Origin of the sequence: Methylobacterium sp. GXS13 (assembly GCF_001455965.1) — a bacterium.
Lineage (GTDB): Bacteria > Pseudomonadota > Alphaproteobacteria > Rhizobiales > Beijerinckiaceae > Methylobacterium.
The window spans coordinates 18,833-33,269 of sequence record NZ_LKKO01000028.1; the positions used below are offsets into that span (position 1 = coordinate 18,833).

Annotated in this window: 14 protein-coding genes; 6 read left to right on the top strand and 8 right to left on the bottom strand. The window is 69.4% G+C overall.

Annotated elements, in window-relative coordinates:
* The first annotated feature begins 275 nt into the window (after positions 1–275).
* Entirely contained in the window at positions 276–2,336 is a 2,061-nt protein-coding gene (gene parE, locus AO398_RS10410) for a DNA topoisomerase IV subunit B (RefSeq protein ID WP_058192033.1), read from the top strand.
* 194 nt (positions 2,337–2,530) lie between these two features.
* On the opposite strand, the gene AO398_RS10415 is transcribed toward parE, so the two are convergent.
* Complete coding sequence (locus AO398_RS10415) at positions 2,531–3,019, bottom strand: PRC-barrel domain-containing protein (RefSeq protein ID WP_058191981.1); 489 nt, start codon at positions 3,017–3,019, stop codon at positions 2,531–2,533.
* A gap of 176 nt (positions 3,020–3,195) precedes the next feature.
* Entirely contained in the window at positions 3,196–4,059 is an 864-nt protein-coding gene (locus AO398_RS10420; protein ID WP_058191982.1) for a porin family protein, read from the bottom strand.
* A 416-nt stretch (positions 4,060–4,475) separates the two neighbouring features.
* On the opposite strand from AO398_RS10420, the gene AO398_RS10425 reads away from it, so the two are divergent.
* From AO398_RS10425 to AO398_RS10435, 3 genes are all read left to right on the top strand, one after another.
* Entirely contained in the window at positions 4,476–4,826 is a 351-nt protein-coding gene (locus AO398_RS10425) for a hypothetical protein (protein WP_058191983.1), read from the top strand.
* Between the two features lie 184 nt (positions 4,827–5,010).
* Positions 5,011–6,615, top strand: coding sequence for a DEAD/DEAH box helicase (locus tag AO398_RS10430; RefSeq protein WP_058191984.1), 1,605 nt, complete (start codon positions 5,011–5,013; stop codon positions 6,613–6,615).
* Between the two features lie 93 nt (positions 6,616–6,708).
* Positions 6,709–7,770 (top strand): GGDEF domain-containing protein, encoded by a 1,062-nt coding sequence (locus AO398_RS10435; RefSeq protein WP_058191985.1) that lies wholly within the window; start codon positions 6,709–6,711, stop codon positions 7,768–7,770.
* A 9-nt stretch (positions 7,771–7,779) separates the two neighbouring features.
* Here AO398_RS10435 and AO398_RS10440 read toward each other — a convergent pair whose 3' ends face one another.
* Together AO398_RS10440 and AO398_RS10445 are read right to left on the bottom strand one after the other, a co-directional pair.
* Positions 7,780–8,157, bottom strand: a complete 378-nt coding sequence (locus AO398_RS10440; protein ID WP_058191986.1) for an iron-sulfur cluster assembly accessory protein — start codon at positions 8,155–8,157, stop codon at positions 7,780–7,782.
* A 122-nt stretch (positions 8,158–8,279) separates the two neighbouring features.
* Positions 8,280–9,257, bottom strand: coding sequence for a threo-3-hydroxy-L-aspartate ammonia-lyase (locus tag AO398_RS10445; protein ID WP_058191987.1), 978 nt, complete (start codon positions 9,255–9,257; stop codon positions 8,280–8,282).
* A 331-nt stretch (positions 9,258–9,588) separates the two neighbouring features.
* Between AO398_RS10445 and AO398_RS10450 the strand changes: the two genes are divergently transcribed.
* Together AO398_RS10450 and AO398_RS10455 are read left to right on the top strand one after the other, a co-directional pair.
* Positions 9,589–9,813: a hypothetical protein gene (locus tag AO398_RS10450; RefSeq protein ID WP_058191988.1), complete on the top strand. Its 225-nt coding sequence runs from the start codon at positions 9,589–9,591 to the stop codon at positions 9,811–9,813.
* 291 nt (positions 9,814–10,104) lie between these two features.
* Positions 10,105–10,320, top strand: coding sequence for a hypothetical protein (locus tag AO398_RS10455; protein ID WP_058191989.1), 216 nt, complete (start codon positions 10,105–10,107; stop codon positions 10,318–10,320).
* 320 nt (positions 10,321–10,640) lie between these two features.
* Here AO398_RS10455 and lpdA read toward each other — a convergent pair whose 3' ends face one another.
* From lpdA to AO398_RS10475, 4 genes are read right to left on the bottom strand one after another with little or no spacing between them, the layout of a single operon-like run.
* Entirely contained in the window at positions 10,641–12,080 is a 1,440-nt protein-coding gene (lpdA, locus tag AO398_RS10460) for a dihydrolipoyl dehydrogenase (protein WP_058191990.1), read from the bottom strand.
* Between the two features lie 13 nt (positions 12,081–12,093).
* A complete protein-coding gene (locus AO398_RS10465) occupies positions 12,094–13,524 on the bottom strand; it encodes a pyruvate dehydrogenase complex dihydrolipoamide acetyltransferase (protein ID WP_058191991.1) in 1,431 nt (476 codons plus the stop codon).
* A gap of 4 nt (positions 13,525–13,528) precedes the next feature.
* Positions 13,529–14,122, bottom strand: coding sequence for a Uma2 family endonuclease (locus AO398_RS10470; RefSeq protein ID WP_058192034.1), 594 nt, complete (start codon positions 14,120–14,122; stop codon positions 13,529–13,531).
* A gap of 14 nt (positions 14,123–14,136) precedes the next feature.
* Positions 14,137–14,424 (bottom strand): DUF5076 domain-containing protein, encoded by a 288-nt coding sequence (locus tag AO398_RS10475; protein WP_058191992.1) that lies wholly within the window; start codon positions 14,422–14,424, stop codon positions 14,137–14,139.
* Positions 14,425–14,437 lie beyond the last annotated feature (13 nt).

Consider the following 14,437-nt stretch of genomic DNA (forward strand, 5'->3'; position numbering starts at 1 on the left):
GATCCGGGCGACAGCTGAGAAAGCCTTAACCCACGATTGTGCAACGTCGCGATGACGGCTCCATCGCGCCGAACTGGCGCCGCCCCTCGCTCGCGGCGGCGCAGCATGCGATGATACGGCGGTTCGGCGACGCACCGAACGCCCTGGATGTTTCTGTTTTGTTCCGCTATGATGCGGGGATGAAGGCGCATGCTGCACGCTCCCAGGCCGGTCCGGCCGACACCCGTCCGCATGATACCGAGCCGGCCAGCGTGCCGCGTTCGCGGAGGCCGCGCGTGAGCGATCCGGCACGCGAGCTGTTCGGCCCCGGCGCGAAGCCGCCTGCCGCGCGTCCGGCGGAGCCGCGGCGGCGGCTCGTGGAATCGGCTTCGGTCCCGACCATCGCGGCGGCCGAGCCCGAGGCCGGCTACACCGCCTCCGACATCGAGGTGCTGGAGGGGCTTGAGCCGGTCCGGCGCCGGCCCGGCATGTATATCGGCGGCACCGACGAACGGGCGCTGCATCACCTCTTCGCCGAGGTGATCGACAATTCCATGGACGAGGCGGTGGCCGGCCATGCCAGCTTCATCGAGGTCGAGCTGGAGGAATCCGGCTCCCTCGTGATCACCGACAACGGCCGCGGCATCCCGGTGGATCCGCACCCGAAATTCCCCGGCAAGTCGGCGCTCGAAGTCATCATGACGACGCTGCACGCGGGCGGAAAATTCGACTCGAAGGTCTACGAGACCTCCGGCGGCCTGCACGGCGTCGGCATCTCGGTGGTCAACGCCCTGTCCGACCTCCTCGAGGTCGAGGTCGCCCGCAACCAGACCCTCTACCGCCAGACGTTCTCGCGCGGCCATGCTCAGGGGGCGCTGGAACTTGTCGGCCGGGTGCAGAACCGGCGTGGCACCCGGGTGCGGTTCCATCCCGATGCCGAGATCTTCGGCTCGCTGAAGTTCGACCCGCGCCGCCTGTTCAAGATGGCGCGCTCGAAGGCCTACCTGTTCGGCGGCGTCGAGATCCGCTGGCGCTGCGCCCCGGCCCTGCTCGAAGGCCTCGAGGGCGTGCCGGCCGAGGCGGTGCACCGGTTCCCGGACGGGCTGCGCGACTACCTGGCCCGGGACATCGAGGGCAAGGATCTGGTGACCGAGGCGATGTTCACCGGGAAGGTGACCAAGCCCGGCTCCCACGGCTCGCTCGAATGGGCGGTGGCCTGGATGGTCGCCGAGGACGGCTTCTCGCATTCCTACTGCAACACCATCCCGACGCCCGAGGGCGGCACCCACGAGGCGGGCTTAAGGGTCGCGCTGCTGCGGGGCCTGCGCGAGCACGCCGAGCGCGTGAACCAGGCCAAGCGCATGACCGCGGTGACCACCGACGACGTCATGGCGACCTGCGCGTCCATGCTCTCGGTGTTCATCCGCGAGCCGGAATTCCAGGGCCAGACCAAGGACAAGCTCGCCACCGTGGAGGCCCAGCGCATCGTCGAGACGGCGGTGCGCGACGCCTTCGACCATTGGCTCGCCGGCTCCCCGGCGCAGGCCAACAAGCTGCTCGACTGGGTGATCGACCGGGCCGAGGAGCGGCTGCGCCGGCGCCAGGAGAAGGAGGTCGCCCGCAAGAGCGCGACCCGCAAGCTGCGCCTGCCCGGCAAGCTGGCGGATTGCTCGGCCGCCGGCACCGCCGGCTCGGAGATCTTCATCGTCGAGGGCGATTCCGCCGGCGGCTCGGCCAAGCAGGCCCGCGACCGGACCACCCAGGCAATCCTGCCGCTGCGCGGCAAGATCCTCAACGTCGCCTCGGCCTCCCGGGACAAGCTCGGCGCCAACCAGCTGATCTCCGACCTGACGCTGGCGCTCGGCTGCGGCACCGGCTCGGCCTTCCGCGAGACGGATCTGCGCTACGACAAGGTGATCATCATGACGGACGCCGACGTCGACGGCGCCCATATTGCGTCGCTGCTGATCACGTTCTTCTACCGGCAGATGCCGAAGCTGATCGACCGCGGCCACCTCTACCTGGCGATCCCCCCGCTCTACCGGCTGCAGCAGGGCTCCAAGGTGGCCTATGCCCGGGACGACGCCGACCGGGAGCGGATCACCAAGACGGTGTTCAAGGGCGGCAAGGTCGAGATCGGACGCTTCAAGGGCCTGGGCGAGATGATGCCGGCCCAGCTCAAGGAAACCACCATGGACCCGAAGAAGCGCACGCTCCTGCGGGTCGCGATTCTCGACGAGGCCCGGGAATCGACCGGCGACACGGTGGAGCGCCTGATGGGCAACAAGCCGGAGGCCCGCTTCGCCTTCATCAGCGAGCGCGCCGCCTTCGCCGACGGGGTCGATCTGGATATCTAAAGCGACGGAGCGCCCACGGTGCTGCACTCCGTCATTGCGAGCGCAGCGAAGCGACCTAGGGCAGCGCGACCTGGAAAAACGTAGCGCCGCACTGGGTTGCTTCGCGACGCTCGCAATGACGGCGAGGGAATCGTGGACTGACTTTGAAGCGGCGCGCCTGGATCGCAACCGCATCCAGTCCGGTGCTGGTCAAGCTAATCTGCCGCCATCGCCTTGGCCGGATCGAAGGGGTGGGCGGCCGCCACCGTATCCTTGCTCATGTTGAGCACGGCGGAGAAGCGGTCCCCGCCCGGCCGCAGCACCAGGGCATCGGGCTCCACGGCGATGCGCTTGCTGCCAAGGCCCAGGACACCCCCGACATCCAGCACCACGGCTTTCAGGGCGCCGCCATCGGCGATCAGCAGGTCGTCGATCGTGCCGACATTGTCGCCGGCCGGGTTGCGCACCACGACGCCGATCATCTTGGAGGCCATGAAGGAGGCCGGCTTCAGGCCCTGCCGTTTGGTTGCAGCCTCGGCGCTGGCTGCGGCCATCAACCGGCCGCCGTCACCGCCACCGGTCGACGTGCCGGGGCCGGTGCCGGGCAGCACCGTCTTGTTGCCGATCACGCTGGCGTCCTGGGCCCGGGCCGGAAGCCCGCCCAAGGCAAGAAGCGCCAGCGGGAGGAGAAAGGTCTTGTGCATCGGGGATCGCTCCGGCGCAGCCGAGCCATCCGCGCGCCGTCGGTGAAAAGCCTCCGCGCCGGCGGCTGTTCCCGTCGCTCCTGTCGCACCGGGCCCCCGGAACGGCAAAGGGCCCGACCTTGCGGCCGGGCCCTTCAGCGGGGCGGCGCCAGCGGGGCTGGCGCCGCCGTTCGGTCTTAGTACGAGCCGAACTTGTAGTTCAGGCCGGCGCGGACGACGGCGAACTCGGTGTTCGCGGCGGCGCCGTTGAGGTAGGCGGTGCCGTTCGGGGCAAGGATGTTGCTGTAGTACACACCGCCGGCGGTGTTCTTCTGGCGGTCGAGGTTCACGTACAGGCCTTCGACCTTCAGGGTCACGGCCGAGGACTTGAAGAAGTTCAGGAACGAATCGGTGGGCAGGGCGTACTCGAGACCGCCGCCGACGGCGTAGCCGGAGCGGAAGCTGTCGCGGAAGCGGTTGCCAGCGAAGTTCTGGTCGTCCTGGCCCGAGCCATAGGCGTAACCGCCGGTGGCGTACACGAGGGTCCGGTCGAAGGCGTAGCCGAGGCGGCCGCGCACGGTGCCGAAGTAGTCGAGGCCGTTGCCGCTGGTGGCGACGAAGGCGCGGGACCCGAAAGCGCCACCCGGGTTGCCCGTGACGCCGTAGTTCAGGGTACCGTTGGCGCGGCGGGCGAAGTCGACGTACTGGGCGTCAGCCTCGATACCGACCACGATGCCGGAGCCCGGCGTGAACTGGTAGTTGTAGCCGATCTGCGCGCCGCCGGTGAAGCCGTCGTTGTTGCTGCGGTTGTTGACGCTGACGATGGCGTTGGTGGTCGGCGAATTGATCAGCGAGCCGGCCGGGAGGGCGTAGTTGGTGGTGTTGCGGCTGCTGGCGTCGAAGCCGTAGCCGGCGTTCACGCCGACGTAGAAACCGGTCCAGGTGAACACCGGCACCGGCGTGAACACCGGCGGCGGCGCAGCGCGACGCGGCAGGTCAGCCGCAGACGCGGCGACAGTCATGCCGGCGAGAACGGTCGATGCAAGAAGAACGTTTTTCATGGTGCCATAGGTCCTGGGGTTGGCTTGAGCCGGCTGCCTTCTAGGCGCTCTGGATCGGCGGGTCTGTCGCTTTCCTGCAACAAGCTCGTCGAGACTAGCCCGATCTCGTCAACGAAAGGTGAAGGTTACGCGCACACATTCCCGTCCTGCGCGCCGAACTGTGTATCAGAAGCTGCAACGTCACTCTGATAAAGACTGAAGATTATTCGGGCCCCTTTGTCGCGCGGCCGTGGGAACTGGCCGATTCGGCATCGGCATTGATCGCGATCCCGTGATCGGGCGCCGGCGGCGGGGTTATAGTGTGGTTCGCTTCGGGCATCCGAATCGCGGCTCGCGTAAGCCGGTGGTTAACTGCGTTCCCTTTAAGGAGCTGTATCGCCCGTCGCCGGCTCCTCGGCCGGCCGAGAGGATTGGCCATGCTCCCGCCCGCCGAGCGGACCCAGAAAACGTTCGGGACCCGCCGGCCCCCGGTCGCGATGGATATGACCGCATCGACGGATCGGGTCGCGCGGGCGCCGGACCGGCCCGCGGGATCGCTGGGTTGGGCTTTGCGCATCTCGGCCGTTGTCGGGCTGCTCGCCATCCTCGCGACTCAACAACTCTCCCGGCTGAGCCGGACCGATCCGGCTCCGGCCCAGTTCGCCTTGGGCGGCCGGGCGCTCCCGGTCGATCCGGAGACGACCGGGTCGGTGACGCCGTCGGGCGCCGCGCGGGCGACGCGTCTCGATCCTTGCCTCTTGCCCGCCCTGGACCGCCAGCACCCCTGATCTCTGTGCGTGGGACCCGGCTGCGCGCATTGCGAGATTGACAAGCCGCGCCAAGCCCCTAACTGACAGGCCCATGCGCCCCGCGGCCACGGGAGCGTACGTGCGCCTTATGAGAGCCCTCCCGAGCCGTTGCCGCGACGGTGTCCATCGCGCCGGCCGGGCGCGCAACGGTTCCTGAACGCAGATGCCTTTTTCCGACCTGGGACTGAGCGAGAAAGTCCTGAACGCCGTCGAGACGGCGGGTTACACCGAGCCGACGCCGATCCAGGCCCAGGCCATCCCCCATGTGCTGGCACGCCGGGACGTCCTCGGCATCGCCCAGACCGGCACCGGCAAGACCGCGGCGTTCACGCTGCCGATGCTGACGCTGCTGGAGAATGGCCGCGCGCGCGCCCGGATGCCCCGCACACTGATCCTCGAGCCGACCCGCGAGCTGGCGGCGCAGGTGGTCGAGAATTTCGACCGCTACGGCACCAACCACAAGCTCAATGTCGCGCTGATCATCGGCGGCGTGTCCTTCGCGGACCAGGACGCCAAGCTCACCCGCGGCACCGACGTGCTGATCGCGACGCCGGGCCGGCTCCTCGACCATTTCGAGCGCGGCAAGCTGCTGCTCACCGGGGTCGAGTTGCTGGTGATCGACGAGGCCGACCGCATGCTCGACATGGGGTTCATCCCCGATATCGAGCGCATCGTGAAGATGGTGCCGTTCACCCGGCAGACGTTGTTCTTCTCGGCCACCATGCCGCCGGAGATCGAGCGGCTGGCCGACATGTTCCTGCACAACCCGCAGCGGATCGAGGTCGCGCGGCCGGCCTCCACGGCGTCGACCATCACGCAGCGGCTGGTCGCGGTCGGGTCCGAGGGGCATGCCAAGCGCGAGCGCCTGCGCAGCCTGATCCGCGGCGAAGCCGAACTCAACAACGCGATCATCTTCTGCAACCGCAAGCGCGACGTGGCTCTGCTCCAGAAGTCGCTCGTCAGTCACGGCTTCGACGCCGCGGCGCTTCACGGCGACATGGACCAGCGGGCGCGCACCACGGCGCTCGATGCCTTCCGCGCCGGTGAGACCGCCCTGCTGGTCGCCAGCGACGTGGCGGCGCGCGGCCTCGACATCCCGGCGGTGAGCCACGTCTTCAACTTCGACATCCCGCATCACCCGGAGGATTACGTCCACCGGATCGGCCGCACCGGCCGGGCGGGTCGGAGCGGCGCCGCCTACACCCTGGTCGCGCCCGGGGACGATCGCTCGCTCGGCGCCATCGAGGCGCTGATCGGGCAGCCGATTCCCTGGCTGGACGGCGACCTGTCCACGGTCTCCGATGACGCGTCCGCCGATACCGGCACGCGCCATCGTGGCCGGTCGGGCGAGGGACGCGGCGGGCGCCGCGCGGGCAAGTCCGAGGGGCGCGCATCCGAGAAGCGTGCGTCCGAAGGCCGGTCGGTCGAGGGCAGGGCTGCGGACGGCAAGGCTGCGGACGGCAAGGCGTCGTCCGAAGGCAGGCCCGAGGCTCGGTCGACCGAGACCCGATCGTCCGAGGCGCGGTCCGAAAGCCGGTCCAGCGGGCGCGGTTCCGGGGAGGCTGGGGGCCGTCAGCGGTCCCGTGGCGGTTCCGCCGGCGCGCGGGCGGAGGGCCGTCCGGCCTCGCGTCCCGAGCCCGTGCGCGAGGAGCGGGTGCGTGAGGAGCGCGGCCGCCGCAACGAGCCCGACGGCGATACGCCGATCGGTCTCGGCTCACATGTTCCGGCCTTCTTGCTTCGACCAGTCTTGGCAAAGAAAGAGAAGTAACGTCGGGCTTAACGTTCTGGCTACGAACACGCACTAGACTGGTTTTGGGCCGTATTTAGTAATCCACCGGCGGCCCCGGACCGTGGGTTACAGATGAGCCAGGAGACCCATTCGGATCGCGATCGCAGCTTCGCCCTGGCGAAGCGGGCCCACGATCTGATCCGCGATTACGGTCCCTCGGCGACGCCCCGCGCCTACGCGGTGTGGTACGCCTACGTGTCGGGCGAGCTGCCGCTGCTGGGCGACTCGGTCAAGCGTCTGACCACGCAGAACGGCAGCCTCACGGACGCCGATATCGACGACCTCCACGAGACCTATCTCGACGGCCGGCTGCTCGCGAGCGCGACCGGCGACGTCAGCCGCGGCATGCTCGACGAGATCGCCGCGGTGACCGAGATCCTCGACCTGTCGCTCGGCTCGACCGCGCAGTACGGCGAGGCCCTGCGCGCGTTGGCGCAGGATCTGGCGCAGGAGGGCCTGCCGACCCGGGCGCGACTCGGCGAGATCGTCTCGACCCTGGTCTCCACCACCCGCGAGGTCGTGGTGAACAACCGGGTCCTTGAGGCGCGGATGCGCGAGACCCGCAGCGAGATCGAGACCCTGCGCGAGAAGCTGGAGGCGAGCCGGCTGGAGAGCCTCACCGACGCGCTGACCGGGCTGGCGAACCGCAAGCATTTCGAGGAGATGCTGCAGGCCTCCCTGGAGGCCGCCCGGCTCGGGGCCACCCCGATGAGCCTGATCGTCCTCGACATCGATTTCTTCAAGCGCTTCAACGACCTCTACGGCCATCTCACGGGCGATCAGGTCCTGCGGCTGGTGGCCATCGTCATGCGCGAGAATGCCGGCAAGCAGGCGCTGCTCGCCCGGTTCGGCGGCGAGGAATTCGGCATCGTGCTGCCCGGCGCCGACCGCACTCTGGCCCGGCAGATGGCCGAGACGATCCGGGCCAGCGTGATGGGGCGGGAGCTGGTCAAGCGCTCGACCGGCGAGTCGCTCGGCAAGGTCACGGTCTCGCTCGGCGTCGCGGTGCTGCACGCCAGCGACAGCCCGGCCTCGCTCCTGGAGCGGGCGGATCTGTGCATGTTCGCGGCCAAGCGCGCCGGCCGGAACCGCATCGTGGACGACGCCGCCGAGGCGCTCCCGCACGTCGCCTGACGCGCGGCGTCAGACCCGCGCCGGGATCCGGTCTTCCGAGACCGGCGTGATCGCCACCGATTCGCCGCAGCCGCAGGCCGAGGTCTGGTTCGGGTTGTTGAACACGAACTGCGAGGCGAGCTTGTTGGTGGTGAAGTCCATCTCGGTGCCGAGCAGGAACAGCACCGCCTTGGGATCGACGAACACCCGGACGCCGCGATCCTCGACCACGTCCTCGCCGGGCTTGGCCGCCTCGGCATATTCCATCGTGTAGGACATGCCGGCGCAGCCGCCGTTCCGGACGCCGACCCGCAGGCCCGCGATCGGCCGGTCGGCATCCGCCATGATCGCCTTGATCCGCTCGGCCGCGCGATCGGTCAGCGAAAGAACCTTGAAGCCAGCAAACATCGTCACCCTCCCGCCCATCCGGGTTCAAGGCCCGGGAGCGCGCATTCTGACAGGCACAAGATAAGCATCCGTCGCCCCCCGGTCCACTCCGGCCGGGCCACAGGGCCGCGGCATTCGGCGCGTCAGGCGGTTTCGCCCACCAGCTGCGCGAAGGTGGCGAGATCGACGTTGCCGCCGCTGATCACCACGCCGACGCGCTTGGCCTTCACGTCGACCAGCCCGTGCAGCACCGCAGCCGCCGCGAGGCAGCCGGTCGGCTCGACCAGAAGCTTCATCCGCTCGGCGAAGAACCGCATGGTCGCGACGAGCTGCGCGTCCGAGACCGTGAGGATGTCGGCGACGTCCCGGCGGATGATCGCGAAGGTGAGGTCGCCGAGCGCCGTCGATTGCGCCCCGTCCGCGATGGTCCGGGGCACCGGGATGGTGACGACCTGTCCGGAGCGGAACGATTGCTGCCCGTCATTGCCCGCCTCCGGCTCGACGCCGAGCACCCGGCAGCCGGGCGACAGTGCGGCGGCGGCGAGCGCGCAGCCCGCGAGCTGGCCGCCGCCGCCCAGGCACGCCACCAGCACGTCGAGGGGGCCGGCCTCCTCGATCAGCTCCTGCGCCAGGGTCCCCTGCCCGGCGATCACGTCCGGATGGTTGAACGGCGGGATCACCGTCATGCCCCGGGGCTCGGCGAGCGCGCGCCCCAGCGCCTCGCGATCCTGGCTGTAGCGGTCGTACAGCACGACCTCGGCGCCGTAGCCCCGGGTCGCGGCGATCTTGGCGGCGGGCGCGTCGGACGGCATGACGATGGTCGCCGGGATGCCGAGCAGCTGGCTCGCCAGGGCGATCGCCTGGGCGTGGTTGCCCGAGGAGAAGGACAGCACCCCGCGGGCACGCACCGCCTCCGGCAGGGCGCTGATCGCGTTGTAGGCCCCGCGGAACTTGAAGGCCCCGCCCCGCTGCAGGTTCTCGGCCTTGAAGAACAGCTTGGCGCCGGTCATCGCGTCCGCGGTGCGCGAGGTCAGCACCGGGGTGCGATGCGCGACCCCGGCGATGCGCTCGGCCGCCCGGGCGACATCCGCGTAGGTCGGCAGGGCCTTCAGGGCCTGCATGTCTGCTTGCTCCGGCATCGTGTCCCACACCGCTCCTGCCTGACGATCACGCGCGATCGCGCCGCGATCGGGCCCGGCGCCGCGGTCGCGATCGGACGTGCGCCGTTCCCGGACCGCCCCTCCCGTCGGCGGCCAGCCTCCGAGTCGGGGCAGAGTCATAGGCAGGATTCGCACCCGGCGCATCCAGGGGATTTGCAGGCCAAGCGGAGCCATTCGTTGGCCCGCCGCTTGTATCCCTGGACTCGGTGGGGGGAAGCGGAGCCATGCAGAGGGACGCGAAGATCCGGATCGCCTCACCACGCGGCCAGACCCGCGGTTCCGCGAGGGCCCGATGAGCGACAGGTTGCGCGATCGACGGGCCGGCGACGAGGCGACGGAGGTGACCTTCCGCGGACGCGGGCTCGCGCTGCGGTCCGGGGGCCGGCTGATCCTGCTGGTCTGCCCACTCTGCTCGCAGCGCAATGCCAGCCGCGGCGCCGAGCGGGGCATCTGCGAATGGTGCGCCTATGTCCCCTCGCAGGACCAGGCCGAGCCGGTGGAGCGCGGGGCCGTGTGAGCCTGCGGGCGCGGGCGGCGCCCCAAATCCGGGCCGCCCAGCCCACCACGCGGGGTGATAAGGTCGGAGGACCGCGTTCCCCAGGCGCGGACGAGCCCCCGTGCCGGGTCTTAGCTGTCCAGTACGCGTCCATCGCGCTTGCCGTGATGCCGGAACGCACGCCCGGGCGGCGTCCGCGAGACCGGCACGTTTATCGGCACCCGAGAGTTCGCAAGGTGCGTACTATTAGTGGTTGCAAAAATCGATCGATCTTTGGATTATCGATCAGAGGGCTGCCGACCGGGAGGTTTCATGCAACCGTCGGAATGCTGCATCTTTCGCATGATCATCGCGTCCGTGATCGGAAGCGCCATTACGCTCGTTCTGGTCCGGGGCTTCGACCCCTGGGCTCTGGTGCTGATCCCCATCGGCGGCAGCGTCGCGACCCTGTTCGTGATCGCCCTGTTCCAGGCCGTGAGCCTCGCCCTGACGGCCCGGTCGCGCCAGAACACCGAGTCTGCGACCTAGCGGTGGGTCGAGCGGGCCTTTTCGGCCACGACTTCTCCTCAGAGCGGGTGTTTCCACCCTCGCCCTCATCCTGAGATGCCGGAGCGAGGCGGAGGCCTCGGAGGAGCCCTCTAGCCGGCCGCGCGATCCCTGGAGCGCCTCTTCGAGGCCCAACGATCTGCGATCGCCGGGCACCTCAGGATGAGGGGAGAGGTTGGGATTTCTGGAGTGCTCGCAGCAGCAATCGTCCTTGAGAGGGGAGCTCAGCGCTCCCGGAGCACGATGTGTCCCTGAGCTGCTTCAAGCGCGGGCCGGACGAGCCGCCCCGCGCCGTAGCGGTTTCAGCTGTGGATCACCTTGCCATACGCGTCGAGCACGCTCTCGTGCATCATCTCGCTGAGCGTCGGGTGCGGGAACACCGTGTGCATCAGCTCCTCCTCGGTGCTCTCGAGGTTCATCGCCACCACGTAGCCCTGGATCAGCTCGGTCACCTCGGCGCCGACCATGTGGGCGCCGAGCAGCTGGCCGGTCTTGGCGTCGAACACCGTCTTGACCAGACCGTCCGGCTCGCCCAGCGCGATCGCCTTGCCGTTGCCCGCGAACGGGAAGCGGCCGACCTTCACGGCGAAGCCCAGCTCCTTGGCCTTGGCCTCGGTGAGCCCGACGCTGGCGATCTGCGGCTGGCAATAGGTGCAGCCCGGGATCTTGGCCTTGTCCATCGGGTGGGTGTGCAGGCCCTTGATGGTCTCGACGCAGATGACGCCCTCGTGCTCGGCCTTGTGGGCGAGCATCGGCGGGCCGGCGACGTCGCCGATGGCGTAGAGGCCGGGCACGTTGGTCCGGCCGAGCCCGTCCGTGACGACGATGCCCCGGTCGATCGTCACTCCGAGCTTTTCGAGGCCGATATTCTCGATGTTGCCGACCACGCCCACCGCCGAGATCAGTTTTTCGGCCGTGATGGTTTGTGATGTGCCGTCGCCGCCTTCGATCGTGGCGGTGACGGAGTCGGCGCCCTTCTCGACCTTGGTCACCTTGGCGCCGGTGAGGATCTTGATGCCCTGCTTCTCGAAGCGCTTGCGGGCGATGCCGGCGATCTCGGCATCCTCCACGGGCAGGATCTGCGGCAGCAGTTCCACCACGGTCACCTCGGCGCCCATGGTCCGGTAGAACGAGGCGAACTCGATGCCGATCGCGCCCGAGCCCATCACGAGCAGGCTCTTGGGCATGGTCTCGGGGACCATGGCTTCGTAATAGGTCCAGATCTGCTTCTTGTCGGGCTCGATCCCGGGGATCGCCCGGGGCCGGGCGCCGGTGGCCACGATGATGTGCTTGGCCTGGTAGGTCCCGGCGCCCTTGGCGCCCTTGGGCGGCTCGGCGCGCTTCGACTCCTTCACGGTGACCTGGCCGGGCTGGTTGCCCTTGGCGACGCTGTCGACCGACGCCTCGCCCCAGATCACGTCGACCTTGTTCTTCTTGAGCAGCATGCCGACGCCGCCGTTGAGCCGGCCCGAGACGCCCCGCGAGCGCTTCACGATGGCGGCCGTGTCGAACGACACCTCCTTGGCCGACAGGCCGTAATCGGAGGCGTGCTGCATGTAGTGGTAGATCTCGGCCGAGCGCAGCAGCGCCTTGGTGGGGATGCAGCCCCAGTTCAGGCAGATGCCGCCCAGGTGCTCCCGGTCCACCACCGCGGTCTTGTAGCCGAGCTGCGCCGCCCGGATCGCCGTGACGTAGCCACCGGGGCCGGCGCCGATGATGAGGATGTCGTAGGTGTCGGACATTGCGTGCTCCGGCTCAGACCAACATGCCCATCGGGTTCTCGATCAGCCCCTTGAAGGCCGCGATCAGCTCCGCGCCGAGGGCACCGTCGAGGACGCGGTGGTCGCAGGACAGGGTGGCGGTCATCACCTGCGCCACCACGGGGGCGCCGTCCTTGACGACGACGCGCTTCTCGCCGGCGCCCACCGCCAGGATGCTCGATTGCGGCGGGTTGATCACCGCGGTGAAGTGCTTGATCCCGAACATGCCGAGGTTGGACACCGAGGTGACGCCGCCCTGGTACTCTTCGGGCTTCAGCTTCTTCGCACGCGCCCGGGCGGCGAAGTCCTTCATCTCCTTTGAGATGGTGGAGAGCGTCTTCTCGTCCGCCCGGCGGATCACCGGGGTGAACAGCCCGCCGTCGATCGCCACCGCGACGCCGACCTCCGCCTGCTTGAAGCGCAGCACCCGGTCCTCGGCCCAGACCGCGTTGGCAGCGGGAACGCGGGTGAGCGCCAGGCCCATGGCCTTGATGACGAAGTCGTTCACCGAGAGCTTGAAGGCCGGCTTGCCGTCCTTGTCCTTGCCCGCGGAGGCGTTGAGCGTCTCGCGCAGCGTCATCAGCGCGTCGAGCTCGCAATCCACCGTGAGGTAGAAGTGCGGGGCCACCTGCATCGCCTCGGTGAGGCGCTTGGCGATGGTCTTGCGCATGCCGTCGAGCGGCACCTCCTCGTAGGAGCCCTTGGCGTAGAAGCCCCGGACCTGATCGAGGGTGAGCCCGGCCGGCGCCCCGCCCGCGGGGGCCGCCTTCGGAGCCGGCGCGGCCGCCTTGGGCGCTTCGGCAGCAGCCTGCGGTGCCGGCGCCTTGGTGCCGCCCGAGGCCTTGGCTGCCTGGACGTCCCGGGCGATGATCCGCCCATGCGGGCCGCTGCCCGCCACGGCGGCGAGATCGACGCCCTCCTGCTTGGCGATCCGGCGCGCGAGCGGCGAGGCGAACACCCGTCCGCCGTCACCCTGCGGCTGCTTCGCCGGTCCGCCGGGCTGCGCGCCCTCCGGCGCCTCGTTCACCCGCCCGTAGGACATGTGGCCGCCGCCGGGCGTGGTGTTCTGGTCGGCCGGTGCCGGCGCGGCGACGGATGTCGGCTGCGACGGCGCCTCGGCCTTGGCCTCCGGCGCGGCCTTGCCGCCGCCGGCACCCGCGGCCTGCACGGCCGACGGATCCTCGCCCTCCTGGGCGATCACCGCGATCAGGTCGTTGACCGGCACGTCGGCGGTGCCTTCGGGCACGACGATCTTGGCGAGCACGCCCTCGTCGATGGCCTCGACCTCCATGGTCGCCTTGTCGGTCTCGATCTCGGCGAGGACATCGCCGGACTTTACGGCGTCGCCCTCCTTCTTCAGCCACTTGGCGAGGTTGCCCTTCTCCATGGTCGGCGAGAGGGCGGGCATGAGCACGTTGATCGGCATGGCATCAGGTCTCGGGCAAGGCCGGGGCGGCCGGATCGTCGAAGGGAAACAGGTCGTCGAGGGGGAACGGCACGGCATCGAAGGGCGCGAGCGCGACGGTCTCGCCGCGCTGCACGGTGTCTACGAGGAGCCAGTAACCGTCCGCGAGGGCGAAGCCTTCGAGCACCCCCTCGGCTGGATCGAGCAGCCAGAGAAACGCGACTCCGGCCTCCCCATAGATGCGGCGCTTGCGGCCGCGATCGAGGCGGATCGTGGAGGGCGAGAGGATCTCGCACACCCAATCCGGCGGCGTTTCGATGAAGGCAGCCGTGGGTTCGGTCGGCATCCGCCTGCGACGCCATCCCGCGAGATCGGGCACCACCACCTGAGGGCCGAAGTGAAGCTCCGGCTTGCTCATGTAGATCCAGGCTTCCGGATCGTCGCGTCTGCGGGGCGTGCGCGAACCCAGGGTCGCCGCCAGCGAGAAAGCGGCTGCGCTGTGTAAGGGTGGCAGTGGCCTGTGCGTCTCCAGCACCCCATCGATGATCTCGGCGACGAGATGCTCCGGCACCGCCATGAGATCCGCGTAGGTCGCCTGCCGGACAGCCGCCTCAGCCATGGTCGGCACCATCGCTAGTTGAAGCCGCCGGGGTCGAGCCCCTCGGCCTCCCAGCCGGCGCGGATGCGCTCGAACGCCTCCTCCTCCGACATGTCGGTCTCCAGCGCGTAGGCGCGGGCCGCCTGCCGGCCGAGGTCGATCAGCAGCCGGCCCCAGGTCGCCGGGTCGTCGAAGGAGCGGCGCAGGGCGACGCTGACGGCGCCGTCCACCACGGCGGCGCGCAGCACCTCGATGCCGCCCTGCGCGCGCGCGTCCGGCGGGATGGCGAGTTCGACGAAGTCCTGTGTGGGATCCTGGCTCATGGCGCGCCGGCTG